Raw genomic sequence first — 22,464 nt, 5'->3', positions numbered from 1 at the left:
TCTCTCCCGAGGAATGGTCAACTCTTCTTTACCTGTCGAACAGATACGAACGGCTTCCGCATCCGTACTGCTGTGTGTCCGAGCCGCCCCGCACGCCGTCACGCGGGCGGCACCCCGACCGGGCAGGAGGCACGGTGCGCTTTTCGCGGAACGCGACGGGAACTCTCTTCGTGGGCGGTGCGATGGCCGTGACCCTCGTGTCACTGGCCTACCCGAGCATGCTCGGCATCACCAAGGTCACCACCGCCCAGGACCGCGTCATCGCCAACACGCAGTGGGGACCGCTGACCGAGCAGGACCGGGACTTCGTGGTGAAGGTGCGGGCGGCCGGTCTGTGGGAGTACCCGGTGGGGCAGATCGGACTCCAGAAGGGGACCACGCCGGCGGTCAAGACGGCCAGCGAGCACCTGGTCGACGGGCACGCGGCGCTGGACACCACGTGCCGCAAGATCGCGCCGATGCTGAACATCACGCTGCCCAACATCGCGAGCCCGCAACAGGAGGGCTTCGTCCGGCAGTTGCAGGCCGACAGCGGGACGAAGTTCGACAGCGACTTCGCCAACATCCTGCGGATGACGCACGGCGCGATCTTCAACACCATCTCGAAGATCCGCTCCACCACGAAGAACACACTGGTGCGGGCACTGGCCGACCAGGCCAACAACACCGTGCTCGACCACATGACGGTGATGGAGAAGACCGGCTTCGTCGACTTCGACCAGACGATCTTCCAGCAGACGACCCCGCCGAAGCTGCCGAACTCGGACCTGACCCCACCGCCGCCCCCTGCGGGTCAGCCACAGGTGGTGCTGACCCCGCCGCCGAACGCGACGTCGACTCCGGTGGACATCAACGGGATCGCCGGGGGCGGGGGCGGGGGCGCGGCCGGGGCCTCCCCGGGAGCGAGCCCCGCGCCGACCGCCGGTTAGGTGCGTCGGCGCCGCTATCCCAGCCACACCGTCGTATCGGGCGGGAGATCTCCGCTCCCGCCGAGCGGCCCGCTCGCCAGCAGCACTTCCGCCCGCGGCAGCGGGACCGGCGCGTCCCCGAGGTTGGTGACACACCGCCAGCCCGGCGTGCGGGCGAAGTCCAGGACGTCGGCCGCGCTGCCGGCCGACCACGTCAGCGTCTCCCCCTCCAGCAGCTTGCGGCGCAGGCGCAGGGCGGCGCGGTACAGCTCCAGGGTCGAGCCGTCCGCCCCCGTCTGGGTCTCGACGGCGTACGACGCGAAGGCCGGCGGCTGCGGGAGCCAGGCGGGGCCCGGACCGAAGCCGTACGACGGGCCCGTCGCGGTCCACGGCAGGGGGACGCGGCAGCCGTCGCGGCCCTTGCGGGTGTGGCCGGTCTGTTCCCAGACGGGGTCCCGGAGGGCCTCGGCGGGCAGGTCGGCGACCTCGGGGAGCCCGAGTTCCTCGCCCTGGTAGAGGTACGCCGAACCGGGCAGCGCCAGCATCAGCAGGGTCGCCGCCCGGGCCCGGCGCAGTCCGGCCGCGGTGTCCAGCGCGGGGGTCCTGCCGTCCGACAGCAGCCAGGCTTCCGCGTCCGTGCCGGGCGGCAGCAGGAGCCGGGAGGCGTGGCGGACGACGTCGTGGTTGGACAGCACCCAGGTGGCGCAGGCACCGGCGGCCCGGGCGCCGGACAGCGACGCGGTGATCAGTTCACGCAGTTCGTCCGCGTCCCAAGCCGCCTCCAGGTACTCGAAGTTGAAGGCCTGGCCCAGCTCGTCGGGGCGGGCGTACGCGGCGCGGCGGGCGCCCGGCACCCAGGCCTCGGCGACGGCGGTGCGCGGCGGGGAGTAGCCGTCGAGGACCGTGCGCCAGTCGCGGTAGATCGCGTGGACCTCTTCGCGGTCCCAGTACGGGTGGCTGCCCGGCGCCACGCGCAGCAGCGACTCCTCGCCGGTGGCGCCGATGTCCCCGGTGTTCCGCAGCGGTTCGGCGAGATCCTTGGCGAGGCCGTGGGCGACGTCGACGCGGAAGCCGTCGACGCCCCGCTCGGCCCAGAAGCGCAGGGTGGTGCGGAAGTCGGCGCGGACCTCGTCGTTCGCCCAGTTCAGGTCGGGCTGCTCGGGCGCGAACAGATGGAGGTACCAGTCGCCGTCCCCGGTGCGCCGCCAGGCACTGCCGCCGAAGACGGACTGCCAGTCGGTGGGCGGGAGTTCGCCGTGCTCGCCCGTGCCGGGGCGGAAGACGTAGCGGTCGCGGGCCGCCGATCCGGGTCCGGAGCGCAGCGCCTCCTGGAACCAGGGGTGCAGACGGGAGGTGTGGTTCGGGACGATGTCGACGACGACCTTCAGGCCCAGGCGGTGGGCCTCGGCGACCAGCGCGTCGACGTCGTCCAGCGTGCCGAGGCGGGGGTCGACGTCCCTGTGGTCGGCGATGTCGTAGCCGCCGTCGGCGAGTTCTGACGGGTAGAAGGGGCTCAGCCAGAGCGCGTCGACACCGAGCGCGGCGAGGTGGTCCAGCCGCCCGGCGGCGCCCCGCAGATCGCCGACGCCGTCACCGTCGGCGTCGGCGAAACTGCGGGGATAGACCTGGTAGACGACGGCCTGCCGCCACCAGTCGGGGTTCTTCGCGGAGAGGTCGGGGGAACGGGTGGCCATGCGGGCTCCTTCCGACAGCGGGCTCCGCCGTGTCCGGCGTACCGCGCCCTACCTCTCTACCGTGTCCAGATAGAGCTTCACGTACCGCTGCACGTCCACCTCCAACGCCACGTCCACCAGCGCCTGTTCGCGTCCGCCGCCGTGGATCTCGGACTCGCCGGGGCGGGGGCGGCGGTCCACGATCGTCTGGCCCCGGGACGGGCCGGGGGCCAGGGAGACCTCGACGGGCAGCCGACGGGTGGTGAGGCCGCCCGGGTCGGCGACCGCGCACACCGCGCCCGCGTCGCCGAGGCCGCCCGCCTCCTCCGCCTCCGGCTCCTCGCCGATCGTGGTCGGCCGGTGGGCGAGCAGGTCACCGGCCAGCCGGGTGCCGGGGTCGGCGCTCGCGCGCAGCCGCCGGACGTCCGGGGTGTCCACGGTGACCTGCATGAAGACGTCGAGGCCGTACATCGTGATCGGCACCCCGGCGGTGAGCAGGATCGCCGCCGCCTCCGGGTCGTGCCAGACGTTGAACTCGGCGACCGGGGTGGCGTTCCCGCTGCCCACCGCCCCGCCCATGAAGACGATCCGCTCGATGTTGCGGGTCACCTCCGGGTGGGTGCGCAGGAGCAGGGCGATGTTGGTCAGCGGCGCGGTGGGGACGAGCGTGACCGGGCGCGGGCAGGCGAGGATCTCGCGGCGCAGCAGGGCCACGGCGTCCAGCTCGGACGCGGTCCGCTTCGGCGCGGGCAGGCCGAGGTCGCCCATGCCGTCGCTGCCGTGCACGTGCTGGGCCGAGCGGGCCGGTTCGATCAGCGGGCGGGCGGCACCCCGGCCCACCGGGATGTCGGGGGCGCCCGCCCGCTCCAGCACGGTCAGCGTGTTACGGACCACGCCGTCGACGTCCGTGTTCCCGGCCACGCAGGTCACCGCCCTGAGGTCGATCCCGGGGTGGCGCACGGCGAACAGCAGGGCGAGGGCGTCGTCGACACCCGTGTCGCAGTCGATGATCACGGGGGTGGGCTGACCGGTCACAGTGGACTCCTTCCGTCGAGGCGACCCTAGAGCAGTACGGTCACTCCCACAGCGCGGTGCCGCGCGCCGCGACCCGGTCGGCGATCCGGCGCAGCAGTTCGGGCACCGGCACCTGCCCGGGGCGCCGCCCGTCGCGCAGCCGTACGGCGGCCAGCCCCTCGGCCGCCTCCCTCGCACCGATCACCGCCTGGTACGGCACCAGCCGCGCGCCCCGGACCCGGGCGCCGAGGGTGCCTTCCCGTGGCCCGACGACCTCGGCACGCAGCCCCCTCTCCACCGCCTCCCGGACGACCGCCGCCGCCTGCTCCGCCTGCTCCTCCCCGACCGGCAGCACCGCCAGCTGCACCGGGGCCAGCCAGGCCGGGAAGGCGCCCCGGTGGACTTCGACCAGGTGGGCGACGGCCCGTTCGACGCTGCCGACGATGCTGCGGTGGACCATCACCGGGCGGTGTCTCGCGCCGTCGGCGCCGATGTAGTGCAGGTCGAAGCGGGCCGGCTGGTGGAAGTCGATCTGCACGGTGGACAGGGTGGACTCGCGGCCCGCCGGGTCCGCGATCTGGACGTCGATCTTCGGGCCGTAGAACGCGGCCTCGCCCTCGGCCTCCTCGTAATCGGTCCCGGACTCGTCCAGCGCCTCCCGCAGCAGCGCGGTGGCCCGCCGCCACAGCTCCGGGTCGGCGACGTACTTGCCGCCCTCGCCGGGCAGCGACAGCCGGTGCCGTACGGCCTCGATGCCGAGGTCGGCGTAGGCGCGGGCGATCAGCCGCAGCGCGGCGCGGGCCTCCGCCACGGTTTGCTCCAGGGTGCAGAAGACGTGCGCGTCGTTGAGCTGGATGGCGCGGACGCGGGTCAGCCCGCCGAGCACGCCGGAGAGTTCGGCGCGGTGCATGCCGCCCAGTTCGGCGATGCGCAGCGGGAGTTCGCGGTAGCTGCGGGAGCGGGAGCGGTAGATCAGGGCGTGGTGCGGGCACAGGCTCGGGCGCAGCACGACCTCCTCCGCACCGAGCCTCATGGACGGGTACATGTCGTCGCGGTAGTGGTCCCAGTGCCCGGAGATCTCGTACAGCTCGCGTTTGCCGAGCACCGGCGAGTACACGTGCCGGTACCCGGCCCGGCGCTCGGCGTCGCGGACGTACTCCTCCAGGGCGTGCCGGACGACCGCGCCGTCCGGGAGCCAGTACGGCAGCCCGGCGCCCATCAGCGGGTCGGTGTCGAACAGGTCGAGTGCGCGGCCGAGACGGCGGTGGTCGGGGAGGCGGTGGTCGGGGAAACGGTCGTCGCTCATGGTCCTTGGTCCTCTCCTCGCTGCGGAGGGAGGCGAACGCCCCGCGACGCGCGAAAGCCCCGGGGCGTTCGCCCCGGGGCTTCGTTGCTGCTGGTCAGGTGTCAGCGCGCCGGGACGGTCTCCGGCGTCGTCGTGCTCGACGGGCACTGCTGGGCGCGCTGCATACGGCGACCGTAACAGCAGCGGAGGCGGCGGGGCGAGGCAATTTCGCCGCGCCCGCTCTCTCTTCCCCCCGGACTCCCGCCCGGCCCCTCACCCGTACGGACCGGAGCGCTGGTGGGGTGGGCGGGGCGGTGGTGCCGTGAGAACAGGACCCCACCGGCCCGCAGTCCAGGAGGCAGCCCGATGCCGTCGATGCCGTCGTTGCAGTCGATGACCTCGTTGACCGAGGCGATACGCTCCCGCCCCCGTCTGCGGCTCTCCCTGATAGCCGCCGGGCTCATCGCCGTCGGCGGCTGCGCCGCCCTCGGACTGAACCACCCGGCGACCGCGCCCCAGCCCCTGCCGACGATCGACCGGCCGACCCCGATACCGAAGGCGCCCGGACGGCCGAACGGGTCCGCGCTCACCGACGCGCAGGCACAGGCCGCGCTCCTGACCCCGACCGACCTCGGCGCCCCCTGGGCGGCGACCGGCGGGTTCGCCACCTGGCGGGACGGGATGCTGAAGGCGACCAGCTCGGCCGGGGAGTGCTCCCGGCTGCTGAACGCGCTCTACACCGACGAACTCCTCGGCGGCCCGCCCCGCGCCGCGATCGGCCTGGACGACACCGACACCGGCGCCCAGCTGCGCTACCAGATCGGCGCCCGCCGCCCCGCCGACGTCGACGCGGCGCTCGGCTGGCTGAAGTCGCTGCCGGCGCAGTGCGCCCGGTTCACGGCCACCACCGACAACGGGCTCCAGGAGGACGTGCGGGTCGACACGGCCGCGCTGCCCGAGGTCGGGGACGCCCGCCAGGGCCTGCACATCACCATCGCCACCACCACCTCCGACGGCCGGAACCGTCTGCTCACCCTGGACGTGGCCGCCGTCCGGGTCGGCCAGGACGCCTTCGCCCTCACCAACGGCGGCCTCGGCGACGTACCGAACGCCGCGACCCAGGCCGCCGTCCAGGTGGGCGCACTGCACCTGACGGACGTCCACCGGCGGGGGCGCGCCCAGGTGTGACCTGCCCGGGCACGGCCCGCACGGGTGTCACAGCGGTGGCTGGGCCGGGGCCGGGCCCAGCGTCGTCGTGCCCGGGGCGGTGCGGTGGCCGAGGCCGGTGCGGTAGGCGTCCAGGGCCGCCTCGGTGCGGCCGGTGCGGCGCAGCAGGTCGCCGAGGAGGCGGCACAGATCGGCCAGGTCGCCGGCGGCGCCCGCGCGTTCCAGCAGGCTGAGCGCGCGGACGTAGTGCTCCTCGGCGGCCTCGGTGTCGCGGGTGTCCTCGGCGATGATGCCGAGGAGGCGGTGGGCCGCGGCGGCGTGCACGGCGCCGCGCTCCGAGGAGAAGTCGCCGAGGACCTCCTGGAGCAGGACGGCGGCCTCGTCGGACTTGTCGCGCCGGTGCAGCACGTCGGCGAGCTCCACGGCCGCCTGGCTGCGGTACAGGGCGGCCCGGCTCTCCGAGAGCATGGTGTACGCCTGCTTCAACTCGGCCTCGGCTCGGTCCAGTTCGCCGTTCTGCGCGCAGACGTAGCCACGCATCCAGTGGCAGTTGGCCAGTTCGGTGCGCAGCCGCAGCCGGCGGTACAGCTCGGCGGCCTTGGCGAGGGAGGCGTCGGCCTCGGTGAGGCGGCCCTCGGCGAGCAGGGTGCGGGCCACCGAGCGGTGCATCCGGGCGATCAGCGCCGGGTCACCGGCCTGCGGGGCGAGCGCGAGGGCGAACTCGGCGGCCTGGGCGGCGCGGGCGTGCGCGCCCATGTCCATGTACGGGCCGATCGCGCTGGCGTAGAGGAGGAGCAGGGCGTCGGGGTCGTGCAGTCCGCCCCGGTTCAGTTCGTCGAGGGCGGACTCCAGCAGGTAGACGGCGTACCGGAGCTCACCGGCGAGGTAGTGCGAGACCGCCCGGCCGCGCAGCGCGGGCACGCGCACCGGCAGCGACTCGCCGTCCAGGCACCGCTCGGCCCGCTCGAAGCGCTCCCGGGCCTCCGTCAACTCCCCTGTCTCCAGAGCGCATTCACCGAGCCCGAGCAGCGCGGTGGCCTGCTCGGCGCCCAGCCCGTAGCCCTCCGCCTCGGCGAGCAGCGCCTCGTACCGCCCGGCGGCCTCCTCGGCCCGCCCGTCGGCGAGCACCCGCTGGGCCTCGGTGAGCCGCAGCCTGAGGTCGGTGGCGAGATGGGCGGGCTGCCCGACGGCCAGTTCCTCGAAGGCGACGCCGAGCCGCCCGGCGATGTGCCGCAGCGCCTCGTCGGAGGCCCGCACCCGGCCGGCCTCCACGGTGGAGATGTAGGCGGGCGTGTAGGCGGGCTCCGCCAACTGACGTTGCGTCAGCCCGCGTTCCGTACGAAGTTGCTGTACGCGCCGCCCCACGACCGCCGGATCGTCCCGTTCCCGCATCCGTTGGATCCCCCCAACTCCCTTGGCGCCCCTTGCCGTTCGCATCGGGCAGCCCTAGGTTAAACGGCGGATTAAGCGTGCTTAATACGTCGCTGTTGTGTTCGTCGTTGTGTTCGTCGTTGTTGTGTTGCGAGGTCGCCGTGCAAGGACGTACGCCCGCCCCCTACGGACCCCCCACCCCCGCACCCCTGATCCCTGCCCGGATTCGCCTGAGCGCAGCCACCCCGACCGTGCGGGGTGTGGCGGCGGCCGTGATCGCCGCGGCGGCCCTCATCCTCGCGGCCAACGCGGGCCCGGCCCACGCGGCGGACGGCACCCGGGCCCCCACGGCCGTCCAGCAGCACGTCCACCACCACTGAGGACGCGCCGCCCGACCGGCCTCCGGCGGCCCTCTCCCCCCTGCCCCCGCCGGAGGCCTAGTCTTGCGCCCGTGACCTCCGCCGCCGCGCGTACCGCCCTGGACCTGACCGCCGACCTCCCGGTCCCGGACCTGGAGGATCTGTACCGGGATCTGCACCGCCACCCCGAGCTGTCCCTGCGCGAGCACCGCACCGCCGGGCTGCTCGCCGGGCGGCTGGCGGACGCCGGGTTCGAGACCGCCGAGGGGGTCGGCGGCACCGGCGTCGTGGCCCGGCTGCGCAACGGCGACGGGCCCACCGTCCTGCTGCGCGCCGACATGGACGCGCTGCCGGTGCACGAGGAGACCGGGCTGCCGTACGCCTCCCGGACGGACGGCGTGATGCACGCCTGCGGACACGATCTGCACGTCACCTGGCTGGCCGGGGCCGGCGCGGCACTCGCCGCCGGCCGGGACGCCTGGCGCGGCACCCTGCTGCTCGTGGGCCAGCCCGCCGAGGAGACCGGCCAGGGCGCGGCCCGCATGGTCGCCGACGGCCTGTACGAACGCTTCGGCCGCCCCGACGTGCTGCTCGGCCAGCACGCGGCCCCCGGCCCGGCGGGCCTGTACCCGCACTCACCCGGCCTGATCATGTCGGCGGCGACGGACGTGGACATCGTCGTGCACGGCCGGGGCGGACACGGCTCACGCCCGGAGGCCACCGTGGACCCCGTGGTGACGGCCGCCTACCTGGTCACCCGCCTCCAGACGGTCGTCTCGCGGGAGCTGGCGGCCGGTGAGTCGGCCGTGCTGACCGTGGGCCGGATCGAGGCGGGCACCCGGCACAACATCATCCCCTCCGAGGCGCGCATCTCCCTCAACCTCCGCAGCCAGTCCGAGGAGGTCCGCCGGCGGATGCTCGCCGCGATCGAGCGCATCGCGCGCGGCGAGTGCCTGGCCGCCGGCTGCCCGCGCGAGCCGGAGGTCGTCGTCGGCAACACGTTCCCGGTGACCGTGAACGACGCGGCCACCGACACCGCCGTCGCCGCCGTGCACGGCGAGGTCTTCGGCCCCGGCACGGTCTTCGACCCGGGCCCGGCGATGGGCAGCGAGGACTTCCCCCAGCTGGCCCTCGACGGCACCCTCCCGTACGCGTACTGGTTCGTGACGACCACCCCCGCCGAGGTGTGGGAGAAGGCCCCCGGCGACACCCTCCCGGAGAAGTTCGCGGCCGTCCCGAGCAACCACAGCCCGCACTTCGCGCCCGACCTGTCGGTGATCGCCCCGGGCGTCCGCACCCTCGTCTCCGGGGCCCTGGCGTTCCTGCCGACCGCGTGACTACCGGGCTGCCGCCTGGAGTTGGCTCAACTGCCGCTGGACGTTCTCCAGCGCACCCTGCCTGCGGCCCGGTACCCGCAGCCGCAACTCCGCGAGCGCGGGGCCGAGTTCACGGGCCCGCGCCGAGTCCCTGATCCGGCCCCACTGGTGGTGCGCCCGGTCCGCGGCCGCCTCCACGGCAGGCGCGTCCACGGCCTGCCCGGCGGCCAGCCGCACCCCGGCCACCGCGAGCCACGCCCGGCAGCTGCCCACCGCGTCCCCCGCGAACATCGCGAGATCGGCCCGCACTTCGGCCCAGTGCAGGGCCGTGTCGGAAGCCGGCCCGTGCGCCCGCACGGCCGCCGCCTCGTACCGGGCCGCCAGATCGGCGGCCTCGGCGTGCCGGCCGCTGCGCACGGCGGTGCTGATGACCGTGTGCGGGTCCTGAGGGGCGGGGTGCGCGGGGCGCGCGGGGTGAGTGGTGGTGAGGTGGGCGGCGGGGGCGGCCGGTGGGGCGGCCGGGGTGCCGGGGCGGGGGTTCTGGGGGTGGGGGTAGAGGTGCGGGGAGGCGCCCGGTGGGGGTGGGGTCGGGGTCTGCGGGCGGGGGAGGCCGGTGGGCGGGTGCGCGAAGACCAGGTCCCGGCCGGCGCCGGACTCGGCGACCCGGGCCAGCGCCTGCTCGTGCAACCGGAGAAGCGGCGGCCGATGCCCGCTGCGCAGCAGTGTCGCCACCGCCTTCATGTACGCCGGCTCCGCCGGGCCCCGCCGCCCGGACGCCGGAGCCACCCGGCCGTACACCGCCGCGTTGGGCCCGCAGTCCAGCCCCCGCTCGGCGACGTACCGCCACGCCTCCGCGTCCGCGTGCAGATCCACGACCAGCGCCGCGTCCGCCGCGGAGCGCAGCCGCAGCTCGTCCCGGATCCAGTGCCACGGCAACGCGGTGTAGCGCACGGTCGCCGCGGTGGTGCGGGCCAGCGCCACGTGCGGCAGATGCTGCTTGCGGTCCAGCTGGAGCTGCCCGGCGAGGTACACGGTCAGCGGCCCGGGCGCGGCCGCCGCGGCCCGCAGCCGGGTCAGCACGGCCTGCGGATCCAGCGGATCGGCGAGTTCGACCACGTTGGCCGTCTCGGTGCCGGACAGCACGGCCGGGGCGACCGCGGCCAGCACCGGCAGCACGGCGGCCGCGTCCACCAGGCGCCCCTTGCCCAGCGGCGAGGCCGCGAGCAGCAGTACGGTTCCGGGCATCGTCCCTCCCCCTGTCGACCGTCGACCCCGCGCAACCCGTGGTCACGGCTTGCTTCCAGCCAGCACCGTAACCGCTGCGGCTGCACACGCGCGCCTCAGGACCGCGGACAACCCCGTTCGGTCGCTTCGTCCCCGCCCGCACCGGCCGGCTCCTCCGCCCCCGGCTCCGCCCGCGCCTCCGCCTCCGCCAGGCGTCGTACGGCGAACACGGTGGTGTCGTCGCCCAGCCGCCCTCCGCTGTGCCGCAGCACCCCGTCCCGGACCCGGCGGACCAGGCTCAGGGGCTCGGCGCGCAGGTCCGGTTCGGCGGCGACGGCGCGGGCGACGTCCGGGGCCAGTGCGTAGAAGACGCCGCCGCGGTCACGGGCCTCGGTCACCCCGTCGGTGACCAGCAGCAGCGTCTCGTCGGCGGCCAGCGGCACCCGGTGCACGGGCGGCGGTCCCGCCGCCAACTCCCCTAGTCCGAGCGGCAGCCCGTCCCCGCTCGGCAGCTCACGCACCCCGTGCGGGCCGACGGCGAGCGGCGCCTCGTGCCCGAAGTTCACGGTCTCGACGACGTCCGGGCAGTCGTCGCAGAAGCCGATCAGCACGGCGGTCGCGAACCGGTCCCCGTCGTCCCGGCCGAGCGCCGTGGAGAGCGTGCGGTGCCGCAGCATCCGGATCTCCAGGCGTTCGGCGACGGTCGCGAGATCCTTCTCGTGGTAGCCGGCCTCGCGGAAGGTGCCGAGCAGCGCGGCGGCGGCCTCCACCGCGCCGAGCCCCTTGCCCTGCACGTCACCGACGAGGACCCGGGTGCCGTGCGGTCCGGGCTGGATGTCGTAGAAGTCGCCGCCGACCCGGGCCTCGACGTCGGCGGCCAGGTACACGCCCGCGTGCTCAAGCCCGGCCCAGCGCGCCGGCAGCGGGCGCAGCACCGTGCGCCGGGTGGTCTCGGCGATGTCCAGGATGTGCAGGGTCTGCCGCTCCTTGCGCTCGCGTACGGCCGCGGCCAGCGTGGCGAGGATGCCGCCGAGGCCGACCAGGACGAAGTCGCCGAGCCCGGCCCGGTACTCGCCGGGCCAGGCGCTGTCGACGGCGAAGTACGTCACCACCGCGAGCACGGCGAAGGCGCCCGTCGTCCACACCCCGCAGATCGCCGCGGCCGTGCCGGGGACCAGCACGATCCAGGAGATGATCCGGAACCGCTCGGTGGTGTTGAGGTCCACCAGCACGATGCCGACGAGCAGCAGCAGCGACGGCACCCAGGCGACGCTCCGGCCGCGGACCCGCAGCAGCTGACGCCCCCGCCCGTACTCCGTCTCCGTCACGGTGGGCAGCCCTCCATGCGCCCAGCGAAACACGCCGGGTATCCGCCCGCATCCGGGCACCGCCCGGGCGACTTCACCCGTCCGGCCGACTTGCCGGGCCGCGGTCCCAGGTGTGCTCTGGAAGGCGGGGGCGAGGAGAGAGAGGAGCGCTCTCATGGCTCAAGCGGCACCCGCGCCCGGCGGCATGTCCCGCCCCGGGCGGACACCGGAGGTGGAAGCTGCCCGGCACACCCGCCCGCCCGACGTCTTCGACGCGCGCACCCACCGCGTCGCCCACATCGCCGGCCCGGTCGTGCTCGGCCTGGTGTACGGCTACTGGGTCGCGGCCGACAACCGCGCCGGCGGCGCCATCACGGGCTGGAACCTGCTGCTCGGGTTCGTCAGCGCGCTGGTGTTCGCGGTCGTGTCCATGGCGCTGCTGACGCTGGCCCCGCGGATGCCGCGGGAGGTGCACGCGCTGCTGTGGACGGTGTTCGCCGGCTGCGCGTTCGGCTTCCTCTACAGCCAGACCGGGCACTCGATCTGGCGGTCGACGGTGATGTCGCTGGTGGTGTCGGGGGCGACGTTCGCCACGTTCTTCTACCGCTACTACACGCGCGAGGACGCCTTCGGGCACCGCATCCGCTGAGCGGGCCACCGCGTGGCGCGTGTGTGCGTGGGCCCCGTCCGGCGGGTCGTCGGACCGGGGCCCACGCACTCCCCTGTTTCCCTCTACCCACACCGGCCCCATGAGCCGGTTTCCGTCTCCCCAGCACCAGGAAACACCCGTTCGGCCGAACCCTCCACCGGAGGAGCCGAAGCCCCAGGTGCGCGCGGTGCGGCCCACGGCGGGGCGCACGGTGGCCGCACGGCGGGGCGCACGACGGGGCGAAGACCACCCGAACGCCGCGCCCGGGTCGCGCGCCCCGTCCGAAGGCCGTTGCCTGGAAACGTGCCCCCACGTCTCAGGAGCGCCCTGTCGGCCGCACTGATCACCCTGTCCTGCCTCCTCGTACCGTTCGGCACGCTGGCGGCCTGGGCGGCGTACGGGCTGGTGGACACGGGCCGCTACGTCACCACGATGGCGCCGCTCGCCGCCGACCCGGCGGTGCGGGAAGCCGTCGCGAACACGGTCGGCGACGGCCTCTGGCGCGTGGTGGACGAGCACATGACCGTCCGCCCGGCCGGGGGTACCCCCTCCGGGGGAGGCTCCCTGCGTCCCTTCGTGCACGACGCGGTGCGCTCCTTCACCCAGACCGAGGCGTTCCGGCTGGCCTGGGACACCGGCAACCAGGTCACCCACGACGCGGTGCTGCGCGCCCTGCGCGACGAGCAGGACATGACGGCCGGGCAGCCGGTCACCGTCGACCTCGCCTCCGTCACCGACCCGGTCAAGCGCCGGCTCACCGAGGACCACGTGCCGCTGGCCGCGCGCATCCCGGTGCAGCACACCCCGGTCGCCGTGCTCCCCGGGGACGAACTGGCCGCGTACCGGAAGGGGTTCCACGTGCTGGAGGTAGCCGGCTTCTGGCTGCCGGTCGCGGCGGTCGCCTTCGCCGCGACCGGCATCGGCCTGGCCGTCCACCGCCGCCGGGCCATCACGGCGACCGCCCTCGGCACGGCTCTGGGCGGCGGCCTCCTGGCCCTGGCCCTGTCCATCGGCCGCGCCCTGACCCTCGCCGACCTGCCCGCCGACGTCCCCCACCCCGCCGCGGCCGCGGTCTACGACGCCCTCACCGCCACCCTCCGCACCACGGCCTGGCTCCTGCTGGCCCTCGGCCTGACCGCGGCCGCGGTCACCTGGCTGACCCGCAACGTCCGCCTGAACCGCCCGGGCCGCCCCTCCCGCCGCCGGCCGCCGGCCCCGGCGCCGACACCGGAGACACCCCGGTCCCGGGCACAGGCCTGACCCGACCTGACCTGACCTGAGAGGAAGCCGGAGCGGAACCGGATAATGGGCCCATGTCCCGAGAGTTCCCCATCGGCCTCACCCCTCCCGACTGGCTGGTCCGGAACCTCCAACCCCAGCAGTCCCCCGTCAACCGGCCCGCCGTGGCCCGCGCCGCCATCGCCCTGGCCCTCCCCCTCGCGATCGGCCTCGCCACCGGCCACCCGGCCTACGGCGCCCTCGCCTCCATGGGCGCCCTCTCCGGCGTCATCGGCGACACCGCCGACGCCTACCGCATGCGCATCCTCAACATCGCCGTCCCCCAGCTCCTCGGCGCGGTCGGCGTCACGCTGGGCACGCTGGTGTACGGCCACGGCTGGTACGCGGTGGCGGCGGTCACCGGTGTGGCCCTGCTCTCCGGCATGATCTCGACGATCGGCGCGGTCGCCTCGGTCTCCGGCCTGCTCCTGCTCCTGAACTGCGTGGTGGGCGCGGGCCTGCCCCTGCCCCGCCCCTGGTGGCTCGCCCCGGCCCTGATGAGCGGCGGCGGCCTCCTGGTCCTCCTCCTCGCCCTGCTCGCCTGGCCGTTGCGCTCGGGCGTACCGGAACGCGCGGCGGTGGCCGCCACGTACCGCGCGGTCGCCGCGCTCCTCACCGTCTCCGGCACCGACCGCATCGAGGAGTACGACCAGGCCCGCCAGGCGGTCACCCAGTCCCTGAACCAGTCGTACGACCTGGTGCTGGCCCGCCGCGCCCGCCAGCACGGCCGCAGCCCCGAACTCACGCGTCTGCTGGCCCAGTTGAACGCCGTCACCCCGATACTGGAGGCGGCCCCCGCGGCCCACTGGGCGGCCCGCCCGCTGTCCCCGCAGATCCCGGAGGCCGTCCACCGCCTGGCCCACGCCGTCGAAACGGGCGCCACGGGTCCGACGGCGCTCGACCTCCCGGTCCCGCTGACCGAGACGGCCCGCGCGGTGGACCACGCCCTGCGCCACACGGCCGAGGTGGTCGCCTGCCCCGACGTGGACCCGCGCGGCATCGACGACCGCCTCGGCCGCCCCGCCGCCCTGGGCATCCGCACGGCACGGGCGACCCGCAACGTGATCCTCTCCGCCAACTCCTGGCGCTACGGCCTGCGCCTCGCTGTCTGCATCGGCATCGCCCAGGCCCTCGTCTCCCTGATCCCGGTCCCGCGCTCGTACTGGGTGGCCCTGACGATCACCTTCGTCCTCAAGCCCGACTTCGGCTCGGTCTTCTCCCGCGCCCTGCTGCGCGCGCTCGGCACGGTGGCGGGCCTGGTGATCGCGGCGGTGGTCCTGGCCGAGGTCCCCCTGGGCTGGTGGGACGTCCCGGCGATGCTGTTCCTGGCCCCTTTGATCCCGGCCCTGACCCCACGGGGCTACGGCTACCAGACCGCCGCCATCACCCCGGTGATCCTCCTCCTCTCGGACATCCTGAACCACCAGGGCACGGCCCTCCTCCTGCCCCGCCTGACGGACTCCCTCCTGGGCTGCGCGATCGCCCTGACCGCCGGGTACCTCCTGTGGCCGGAGAGCTGGCGCACCCGCGTCGGCGACCGTCTGGCGGACGCGGTGGCGGACACGGCGGCCTACGTGGAGAAGGCGTTCGCCCCGGGCACGGCCCCGGACCCCGCCGCCCGCGCCCGCATGCGCCGCCGCCTCTACCGCGATCTGTCGGTCATCCGTACGGAGTTCCAGCGGGCCCTGACCGAACCGCCGCCGACCGGCCGCCGCGCAGCGGCCTGGTGGCCGCTGGTCGTCGCCGTCGAGCGCATCGTGGACGCCACGACGGCGGCCCGCGTCCGCGTGAAGCACGGGGCGCAGCCGCCGTCGCCGGCCGAGGTCGCGCAGATCGCGCTGCAACTGCGGGAGCTGTCGGAGGGCGTGCGCAACGCCGAAACGTTGACCCCGGTTCGCACGGATCTCACCGGCCCGGCGGGCAGCGTTCTGGAACCCCTGCGCCAGGAGGTCGCCGCGGCCCGGTCGATCGCATCTCCCCACTGAGCGCTTCGCTAACCTTACGTGTCCGTCCTGGCCAGGGATCTACGGGCATCAACTCACGCGAAGGGTTGCGCACATGGGCATTCTCACTCTCCTGCGGAACGCATTCGGCCGCTCACGCAAGGGACGAGCCGCCGAGGCGGAGGGTGCGAGCCGTCTCGCGACCCGACCGACCGAGCCCCCCACAACGGCCTCCGGCCCGACCGCCACGGTCCCCGAACCCCGCCAGGAAAACCCCGGCACCCACGACCTGGTGGCAGCCGCCTTCGACAACGTCAAGGTCCCCCACCCGACCGAGCCGGAGGCCCTGACCGAATCCAGCACCGGCCCGGAGACGAAGGCTGAGGCCGAGACGAAGGCCGGGGGCGAGGCGACGGCTGAGGCGACGGCCGAGGCTGAGGCCGGGGGCGAGGCGACCGTCGAGGACGAGGTCGAGGCCACGGCTGAGGCTGAGGCCACGGCTGAGGCCGAGGACAAGGCGACCGTCGAGGACGAGGCGGCGGCCGAGGCTGAGGCCGGGGGCGAGGCGACCGTCGAGGGCGAGGTCGAGGCCACGGCTGAGGCTGAGGCGACGGCTGACGGCGAGGTCAAGGCAACGGTCGAGGTCGACACCGAGCCCAAGGCGACGGTCGAGGGCGAGGCAACCGTCGACACCGACGCCGAGCCCGAGACGACGGCCGAGGTCGGGGGCGACGCCGAAGCCAACTCGCTGGTCGAGGCTGACATCGAGGCCGACGCCGACATCGAGCCCAAGACGACGGCAGAGGCCGAGGCTGGCACCGAGCCCGAGACGACGGCCGGGGTCGAGGCTGGCGCCGAAGCCGAAGCCAAGGCTGACACCGAGCCGGAGGCGGAGCCCCGGAACGAGGAGCCGCAGGCGGCGGACGGCGCCGAGCCGGGCCCGCAGGAGACGGCCGAGGCCACGCCCACCACCGACGTGGACCCGACGCCGGAACCGGAAGCGGCACGGACCGAGCCGGAGGCCGCACCGGAACCCACCACCGCGGAAGCGGCCGAGCCGCAGACGGCCACGGAGCCGACGGCCGAACCGGAGACCGAACCCCAGCCGACCGTCGAGCAGGTCGCGCAAGAGCCCACCGAACCGGAGACGGAGGCGGAGCCGGAAGCCACTGCCCCCGCCCCGGAGGCGACCGCCCCCACGCCCGAAGCCGAGCCCGAGGCCGAGCCGGCGCCCGTCCCCGCCGCGCCGGAGGCAACCGCCGCCACCCCGGAAGCCGAGCCCGAACCGGAGGCAGCGCCCGCCCTTGTCGCGCCGGAGGCCCCGGCACCGGCCCCCGAGGCCGACGAGACGACCGCCCCCGCGGACAACGCCGCCGCGGCGGCCGGGGAGCCGGCCACCGTGCCGCAAGCCGCCGACGGCGAGGACGTCCCGCAGGGGCCACCCGCGGTCGACGACGAGAGTGGTACGGGTGGTGCGGGTGGGGGCACCGGTGCCGAAGGCGAAGCCGAGGCGCCGACTCCCGTCGCGCCGGAGGCAACCGCCACCACCCCCCTGCCCCACTCCCTCACCACCGCCCACAAGGCCGCCGCGGACGCCCTCGCCACCGCCGGCCTCACCGGCACCCGAGCCAAGCTCTACCTCGTGCTCGACCGCTCCGCGAGCATGCGCCCGTACTACAAGGACGGCTCCGCCCAGGCCCTCGCCGACCAGACCCTCGCCCTCGCCGCCCACCTGGAGCCCGAGGAGACCTCGGTCCACGTCGTCTTCTTCTCCACGGAGGTCGACGGCACCACCGACCTCACCCTCACCCCGGACCACGAGACGAAGATCGACGACGTCCACGCCGGCCTCGGCCGCATGGGCCGTACCAGCTACCACGCCGCCGTGGAAGCCGTACTCGCCCACTACGACCGGCACAACGACGCCAACGACAACGACGGCCCCGGCACGCCCGCCCTCGTCGTCTTCCAGACCGACGGCGCCCCCGACGCCAAGACCCCCGCCACCCAGGCCCTCACCGCGGCCGCCGGCTCCCACCCCGCCGTCTTCTTCTCCTTCGTCGCCTTCGGCGACCACGACAACAAGGCCTTCGACTACCTCCGCAAGCTGAAGACCCCCAACACGTCCTTCTTCCACGCGGGCCCGGCCCCCCGCGAGCTGACGGACACCGAGCTGTACGACGGCGTACTGATCGACTGGAAGCCGTAACCGACAGTAGTCACCCCGTCCCCACCGGGCCGCCCCCTTCCCTCCGGGTCCCACCCTGCAAAACGGGAAGCGGGCGGCCCACCCCTGTCGGCTACGATTTCAAGGTTCGAAACCGCAGAAAAAGCAGCGACCTGGGAGCAGCCACGATGGCTCGACACCTCATCACCAGCGCCCTTCCGTACATCAACGGGATCAAGCACCTGGGCAACATGGTGGGGTCCATGCTCCCGGCGGACGTGTACTCCCGGTACCTGCGCCAGCGCGGCCACGACGTCCTCTACATCTGCGCGACGGACGAGCACGGCACCCCCGCCGAGCTGGCCGCCAAGGAGCAGGGTCTGCCGGTCGCCGAGTTCTGCGCGCAGGCGCACGACGCCCAGAAGGCGGTCTACGACGGCTTCGCGCTCGCGTTCGACTACTTCGGCCGCAGCTCGTCCCCGGAGAACCGCGAGATCACCCAGCACTTCGCCCGTCGGCTGAACGAGAACGGCTTCATCGAGGAACGCGCGATCCGGCAGGTGTACAGCCCCGCCGACGGCCGCTTCCTGCCCGACCGCTACGTCGAGGGCACCTGCCCCCACTGCGGTTACGACAAGGCCCGCGGCGACCAGTGCGAGAACTGCACCCGCGTGCTGGACCCGACCGACCTGATCAACCCGCGCTCGGCGATCTCCGGCAGCACGGACCTCGAAGTGCGCGAGACCAAGCACCTCTTCCTCCTCCAGTCCAAGCTGGAGAACGAGGTCCGCGAGTGGGTCGCCAAGCACGACAAGGACTGGCCGCAGCTGGCCTCCTCGATCGCCCACAAGTGGCTGACCGAGGGTCTGCACGACCGCGCGATCACCCGTGACCTGGACTGGGGCGTCCCGGTCCCGGCCGACACCTGGCCGGAGCTGGCCGCCGAGGGCAAGGTCTTCTACGTCTGGTTCGACGCGCCGATCGAGTACATCGGCGCCACCAAGGAGTGGGCGGACCGGGACCCGGAGAACCGCGACTGGAAGTCGTGGTGGTACGAGGCCGAGGACGTCCGCTACACCGAGTTCATGGCCAAGGACAACGTCCCCTTCCACACGGTGATGTTCCCGGCCACGGAGCTCGGCATCCGCGAGCCCTGGAAGATGGTCGACTACGTCAAGGCCTTCAACTGGCTGACGTACTACGGCGGCAAGTTCTCCACCTCGCAGAAGCGCGGCGTCTTCACCGACCAGGCCCTGGAGATCCTGCCCGCCGACTACTGGCGCTACTTCCTGATCGCCAACGCGCCCGAGTCGGACGACTCGTCCTTCACCTGGGAGCACTTCACCGCCACGGTCAACAAGGACCTCGCCGACACCCTCGGCAACTTCGTCAACCGCGTCCTGTCCTTCTCCAGGAAGCGCTTCGGCGACGCGGTCCCGGAGGGCGGCACGCCCGGCGAGGCCGAGACGAAGCTCGGCGAGCAGATCGCCGAGCTCCTCGCCGAGTACGAGGGCCACATGGAGACCCTCCAGTTCCGCAAGGCGGCCGCCGCCCTGCGCGCCCTGTGGTCGGCCGGCAACTCCTACCTGGAGGAGAAGGCCCCCTGGCTGGAGATCAAGACCGACAAGGACGCGGCCGCCCTGACGCTGCGTACGGCGATGAACCTGATCCACCTGTACGCGGTGGTCTCCGAGCCGCTGATCCCGGCCACGGCCAAGGCGATGCGCGAGGCCTTCGCCCTGACCGAGGACACCGCGACCTGGGTCACCCCGGACGAGGCCAGGTCCCTCGCCTCCGTCCCGCCGGGCACCGCCTTCACCGTCCCGCCGGTCCTGTTCGCCAAGCTGACCGACGAGGACCTGGCGGCGTACAAGGAGCGCTTCGGCGGCGACGCGGGCTGACCGGGTCGTACTCCGTAGCGCAGAGGGCGCCGGGTTTCAGCACTCGGCGCCCTCGCGCATGCCCGGGTCCGGACGGCCTCCTTCAGGACGCCGGTGCCGTCGCCGCTGAGCAGCGCCGCGACCTTGCCGCCGCTCGGCACCCTCCAGAAGTTGTTCTGCGCCACGACCTGCGCCTTGACGCGGGAGTCGATGCTGTACAGGGGCGCATAGCCGTCGTCGACGGTGACCAGGTCCGAGCCCTTGGTGATGTCGAAGTCGCCGTCGTGGATCTGGTACTGGCGCCCCCTCAGTGGCCGCCGCGCCGCGAAGAGTTGCCCGCCTGCCCGGAATTTTCTCTGGCAGAGTCCGATGTCGTGAACCACCACGTCCACCTCCCCGAATCCCACCGCCGGCTGCTCGCCGACGTCGTCACCGCGGGCGGCCCCCACGGGCTGGTGCTCGCCGGCGGCTACGCCCTCCAGGCGCACGGTCTGCTGCACCGGCCGCACGCGAACCTCGACTTCGCCACGGAGAGCCCCGAGGACCTGCCGATGATCGCCGGTGCCGTGGCCGCCGCGCTGGAGGCACGGGGCCGCCGGGTGCGGACCGGGACCGTCGGCGTGCTCACCGCTCAGCTGACGGTCACCGACCCCGAGAGCGGCGAGCAGTGCGCGCTCGCGCTGCACAAGGAGGCGCTCTGGCGGCCGCCGTGCCTCACCGAGTACGGCCCCACGCTGTCCCTGGCGGACGCGGTCGGTACGAAGATCCGCGCGCTGTACGACCGGGGCGCCGCCGTCGACCTGGTCGACGCGCGGGCCGCGGCCGCCCGGTTCCCGCTGCCCGGCCTGGAGGAGCTGGGCCGCCGGCACGCCCATGACCCCTTCGACCTGCCCACCCTCCAGTCCCGGCTGACCGGCACGGACTTCTACGCCGACCGGGACTTCCTGCGCCACGGGCTGGACGAGAACGAGGTCGTCGCCCTGCGCGCCTGGGCCCAGCACTGGTCCGACGACATCGCCGAACGGCTGCTGGAGGACGGCGCGTCTCCCGACGAGGAGTTCCCCGACAGCGACGACGAGGACAACGACGACACCGGCAACGGCTGAGGCCCGGAACCCACCTCGGGGTTCCGGGCCTCAGCCGCACGCACTGTCTACTTCGGCTGCGGCTTCCTGATGTTCAGGTGCAGCTCGCGCAGCCGGGCCTCCTCCAGCTCGGTCGGCGCGCCCATCATCAGGTCCTGGGCGTTGCCGTTGAGCGGGAAGGAGATCGTCTCGCGGATGTTGGGCTCGTCCGCGAGGAGCATGACGATGCGGTCCACGCCGGGGGCGATGCCGCCGTGCGGCGGGGCGCCGAAGCGGAACGCGCGGAGCATGCCCGCGAACTTCTCCTCGACGGTCTCGCGGTCGTAGCCCGCGATCTCGAAGGCCTTCAGCATGATCTCCGGCTCGTGGTTCCGGATCGCGCCGGAGGACAGCTCGACGCCGTTGCAGACGATGTCGTACTGCCAGCCCAGGATGTCCAGCGGGTCCTGGGTCTCCAGGGCCTCCAGGCCGCCCTGCGGCATCGAGAAGGGGTTGTGCGAGAAGTCGATCGCGCCGGTGTCCTCGTCCTTCTCGTACATCGGGAAGTCGACGATCCAGCAGAACCGGAAGACGTTCTCCTCGAAGTGGCCGGCGCGCTTGGCGGCCTCGACACGGACGGCGCCCATGATCTTGGAGACCTCGTCGAACTCGCCCGCGCCGAAGAAGATCGCGTGGCCGGGGGCGAGCGAGAGGCGCTTGGTCAGCTCGGCGACGTTCTCCTCGGTGAGGAACTTCGCGATCGGGCCGGACAGCGCGCCGTCCTCGCCGACGCGGACCCAGGCCAGGCCCTTGGCGCCGAGGGAGACGGCGAAGTCGCCGAGCTGGTCGAAGAACTTGCGCGGCTGGGCGGAGACGTCCGGCACCGGCAGGGCGCGCACGTGCTTGCCGGCGAAGGCCTTGAACTCCGAGCCCTCGAAGACGTCGGTGATGTCCACCAGCTCCAGCTGGGCGCGCAGGTCCGGCTTGTCGGAGCCGTACTTCAGCATCGCCTCGCGGAACGGGATCCGCGGGAAGGGGGAGGTGACGTGGCGGCCGCCGCCGAACTCCTCGAACAGCTCGGTCATCAGCCGCTCGATCGGCTGGAAGACGTCCTCCTGCTCGACGAAGCTCATCTCGACGTCGAGCTGGTAGAACTCGCCCGGCGAGCGGTCGGCGCGGGCGTCCTCGTCGCGGAAGCAGGGCGCGATCTGGAAGTAGCGGTCGAAGCCGGAGATCATCAGCAGCTGCTTGAACTGCTGCGGGGCCTGCGGCAGGGCATAGAACTTGCCGGGGTTGAGCCGGGAGGGGACGACGAAGTCGCGGGCGCCCTCGGGGGAGGTCGCGGACAGGATCGGCGTCGCCATCTCGTTGAAGCCGAGCGCGGTCATCTTGTGGCGGATCGCGGAGATGACCGCCGTACGCAGCATGATGTTGCGGTGCATGCGCTCGCGGCGCAGGTCCAGGAAGCGGTACTCCAGGCGCCGCTCCTCGTTGACCCCGTCCTCGGCGTTGATCGTGAAGGGCAGCGGGGCTGCCGCGCCGAGCAGCTCGACCTCGGAGACCTCGACCTCGATCTCGCCGGTGGGCAGCTCGGGGTTGATGTTCTCGGTTCCACGTGAAACAACGCGGCCGTCGACGCGGACCGTGGACTCCTTGGAGATCGTGTCCAGGGCCTCGTACGCGGGCGTGCCGGGGCGGGCGACCAGCTGCGTGATGCCGTAGTGGTCGCGCAGATCGATGAAGAGGATGCCGCCCAGGTCGCGCCGATTGTGCAGCCAGCCACTCAGCCGGACGTCGGTGTCGACGTCAGAGGCGCGGAGCTGGCCGCAGGTGTGGGACCTGTACCGATGCATCGTCGT

Annotated in this window: 16 protein-coding genes and 1 pseudogene; 9 read left to right on the top strand and 8 right to left on the bottom strand. The window is 73.6% G+C overall.

The window, feature by feature from the left end; all coding sequences use genetic code 11:
• The first annotated feature begins 170 nt into the window (after positions 1 to 170).
• Positions 171 to 929: a DUF4142 domain-containing protein gene (locus AC4OXY_RS26535; RefSeq protein WP_356026200.1), complete on the top strand. Its 759-nt coding sequence runs from the start codon at positions 171 to 173 to the stop codon at positions 927 to 929.
• A gap of 14 nt (positions 930 to 943) precedes the next feature.
• On the opposite strand, the gene AC4OXY_RS26530 is transcribed toward AC4OXY_RS26535, so the two are convergent.
• From AC4OXY_RS26530 to thrS, 3 genes are read right to left on the bottom strand one after another with little or no spacing between them, the layout of a single operon-like run.
• On the bottom strand, positions 944 to 2,602 hold the full coding sequence (locus AC4OXY_RS26530) for a glycoside hydrolase family 13 protein (protein ID WP_491991169.1): 1,659 nt from the start codon (positions 2,600 to 2,602) through the stop codon (positions 944 to 946).
• A 48-nt stretch (positions 2,603 to 2,650) separates the two neighbouring features.
• Positions 2,651 to 3,616, bottom strand: coding sequence for a nucleoside hydrolase (locus AC4OXY_RS26525; RefSeq protein WP_356026081.1), 966 nt, complete (start codon positions 3,614 to 3,616; stop codon positions 2,651 to 2,653).
• Between the two features lie 40 nt (positions 3,617 to 3,656).
• Positions 3,657 to 4,901, bottom strand: coding sequence for a threonine--tRNA ligase (gene thrS, locus AC4OXY_RS26520; protein ID WP_491991168.1), 1,245 nt, complete (start codon positions 4,899 to 4,901; stop codon positions 3,657 to 3,659).
• Between the two features lie 345 nt (positions 4,902 to 5,246).
• Here thrS and AC4OXY_RS26515 point away from each other — a divergent pair, with 345 nt between their 5' ends.
• Positions 5,247 to 6,068, top strand: a complete 822-nt coding sequence (locus AC4OXY_RS26515) for a hypothetical protein (protein ID WP_356026076.1) — start codon at positions 5,247 to 5,249, stop codon at positions 6,066 to 6,068.
• Positions 6,069 to 6,095: 27 nt separating this feature from the next.
• Here AC4OXY_RS26515 and AC4OXY_RS26510 read toward each other — a convergent pair whose 3' ends face one another.
• Positions 6,096 to 7,439 (bottom strand): helix-turn-helix domain-containing protein, encoded by a 1,344-nt coding sequence (locus tag AC4OXY_RS26510; RefSeq protein ID WP_491991167.1) that lies wholly within the window; start codon positions 7,437 to 7,439, stop codon positions 6,096 to 6,098.
• A 430-nt stretch (positions 7,440 to 7,869) separates the two neighbouring features.
• On the opposite strand from AC4OXY_RS26510, the gene AC4OXY_RS26505 reads away from it, so the two are divergent.
• Positions 7,870 to 9,114 carry an amidohydrolase gene (locus AC4OXY_RS26505; RefSeq protein ID WP_491991166.1) on the top strand — a complete coding sequence of 415 codons (1,245 nt, stop codon included), beginning with the start codon at positions 7,870 to 7,872 and terminating at the stop codon, positions 9,112 to 9,114.
• Here the strand turns inward: AC4OXY_RS26505 and AC4OXY_RS26500 are convergent, their stop codons facing one another.
• Together AC4OXY_RS26500 and AC4OXY_RS26495 are read right to left on the bottom strand one after the other, a co-directional pair.
• Entirely contained in the window at positions 9,115 to 10,338 is a 1,224-nt protein-coding gene (locus AC4OXY_RS26500) for a hypothetical protein (RefSeq protein WP_491991165.1), read from the bottom strand.
• 95 nt (positions 10,339 to 10,433) lie between these two features.
• Positions 10,434 to 11,645 carry a PP2C family protein-serine/threonine phosphatase gene (locus AC4OXY_RS26495; protein WP_362822592.1) on the bottom strand — a complete coding sequence of 404 codons (1,212 nt, stop codon included), beginning with the start codon at positions 11,643 to 11,645 and terminating at the stop codon, positions 10,434 to 10,436.
• Between the two features lie 154 nt (positions 11,646 to 11,799).
• Here AC4OXY_RS26495 and AC4OXY_RS26490 point away from each other — a divergent pair, with 154 nt between their 5' ends.
• The 5 genes from AC4OXY_RS26490 to metG all read left to right on the top strand — a co-directional run bounded on the left by AC4OXY_RS26490 (position 11,800) and on the right by metG (position 19,562).
• Positions 11,800 to 12,273, top strand: coding sequence for a hypothetical protein (locus tag AC4OXY_RS26490; protein ID WP_402066652.1), 474 nt, complete (start codon positions 11,800 to 11,802; stop codon positions 12,271 to 12,273).
• A gap of 303 nt (positions 12,274 to 12,576) precedes the next feature.
• The gene (locus tag AC4OXY_RS26485; protein ID WP_356026062.1) at positions 12,577 to 13,533 is read left to right on the top strand and encodes a hypothetical protein; all 957 of its coding nucleotides are present in this window, start codon (positions 12,577 to 12,579) and stop codon (positions 13,531 to 13,533) included.
• Positions 13,534 to 13,586: 53 nt separating this feature from the next.
• Positions 13,587 to 15,536 carry an FUSC family protein gene (locus AC4OXY_RS26480; RefSeq protein ID WP_356026059.1) on the top strand — a complete coding sequence of 650 codons (1,950 nt, stop codon included), beginning with the start codon at positions 13,587 to 13,589 and terminating at the stop codon, positions 15,534 to 15,536.
• 73 nt (positions 15,537 to 15,609) lie between these two features.
• Entirely contained in the window at positions 15,610 to 17,703 is a 2,094-nt protein-coding gene (locus AC4OXY_RS26475) for a VWA domain-containing protein (RefSeq protein WP_491991164.1), read from the top strand.
• 146 nt (positions 17,704 to 17,849) lie between these two features.
• On the top strand, positions 17,850 to 19,562 hold the full coding sequence (gene metG, locus AC4OXY_RS26470; RefSeq protein WP_356026054.1) for a methionine--tRNA ligase: 1,713 nt from the start codon (positions 17,850 to 17,852) through the stop codon (positions 19,560 to 19,562).
• Between the two features lie 89 nt (positions 19,563 to 19,651).
• On the opposite strand, the pseudogene AC4OXY_RS26465 reads toward metG, so the two are convergent.
• Positions 19,652 to 19,846, bottom strand: a pseudogene (locus AC4OXY_RS26465) (hypothetical protein); the annotation flags it as partial.
• Positions 19,847 to 19,915: 69 nt separating this feature from the next.
• Between AC4OXY_RS26465 and AC4OXY_RS26460 the strand changes: the two are divergent.
• Positions 19,916 to 20,647 carry a hypothetical protein gene (locus tag AC4OXY_RS26460; RefSeq protein ID WP_402066659.1) on the top strand — a complete coding sequence of 244 codons (732 nt, stop codon included), beginning with the start codon at positions 19,916 to 19,918 and terminating at the stop codon, positions 20,645 to 20,647.
• 47 nt (positions 20,648 to 20,694) lie between these two features.
• Here the strand turns inward: AC4OXY_RS26460 and aspS are convergent, their stop codons facing one another.
• Positions 20,695 to 22,458 carry an aspartate--tRNA ligase gene (gene aspS / locus AC4OXY_RS26455; protein WP_356026052.1) on the bottom strand — a complete coding sequence of 588 codons (1,764 nt, stop codon included), beginning with the start codon at positions 22,456 to 22,458 and terminating at the stop codon, positions 20,695 to 20,697.
• Positions 22,459 to 22,464 lie beyond the last annotated feature (6 nt).

The organism is Streptomyces sp. HUAS MG56, assembly GCF_058673395.1.
This window is presented reverse-complemented; position numbering and strand designations above follow the sequence as displayed.

Excerpts from the sequence above, each read along its gene's own strand:
- AC4OXY_RS26500 (WP_491991165.1), bottom strand. The coding sequence starts at position 10,338 with ATGCCCGGAACCGTACTGCTGCTCGCGGCCTCGCCGCTGGGCAAGGGG.
- AC4OXY_RS26510 (WP_491991167.1), bottom strand. The coding sequence starts at position 7,439 with ATGCGGGAACGGGACGATCCGGCGGTCGTGGGGCGGCGCGTACAGCAA.
- aspS (WP_356026052.1), bottom strand. The coding sequence starts at position 22,458 with ATGCATCGGTACAGGTCCCACACCTGCGGCCAGCTCCGCGCCTCTGAC.
- AC4OXY_RS26530 (WP_491991169.1), bottom strand. The coding sequence starts at position 2,602 with ATGGCCACCCGTTCCCCCGACCTCTCCGCGAAGAACCCCGACTGGTGG.
- AC4OXY_RS26480 (WP_356026059.1), top strand. The coding sequence starts at position 13,587 with ATGTCCCGAGAGTTCCCCATCGGCCTCACCCCTCCCGACTGGCTGGTC.
- AC4OXY_RS26475 (WP_491991164.1), top strand. The coding sequence starts at position 15,610 with ATGGGCATTCTCACTCTCCTGCGGAACGCATTCGGCCGCTCACGCAAG.
- thrS (WP_491991168.1), bottom strand. The coding sequence starts at position 4,901 with ATGAGCGACGACCGTTTCCCCGACCACCGCCTCCCCGACCACCGCCGT.
- AC4OXY_RS26490 (WP_402066652.1), top strand. The coding sequence starts at position 11,800 with ATGGCTCAAGCGGCACCCGCGCCCGGCGGCATGTCCCGCCCCGGGCGG.
- AC4OXY_RS26515 (WP_356026076.1), top strand. The coding sequence starts at position 5,247 with ATGCCGTCGATGCCGTCGTTGCAGTCGATGACCTCGTTGACCGAGGCG.
- metG (WP_356026054.1), top strand. The coding sequence starts at position 17,850 with ATGGCTCGACACCTCATCACCAGCGCCCTTCCGTACATCAACGGGATC.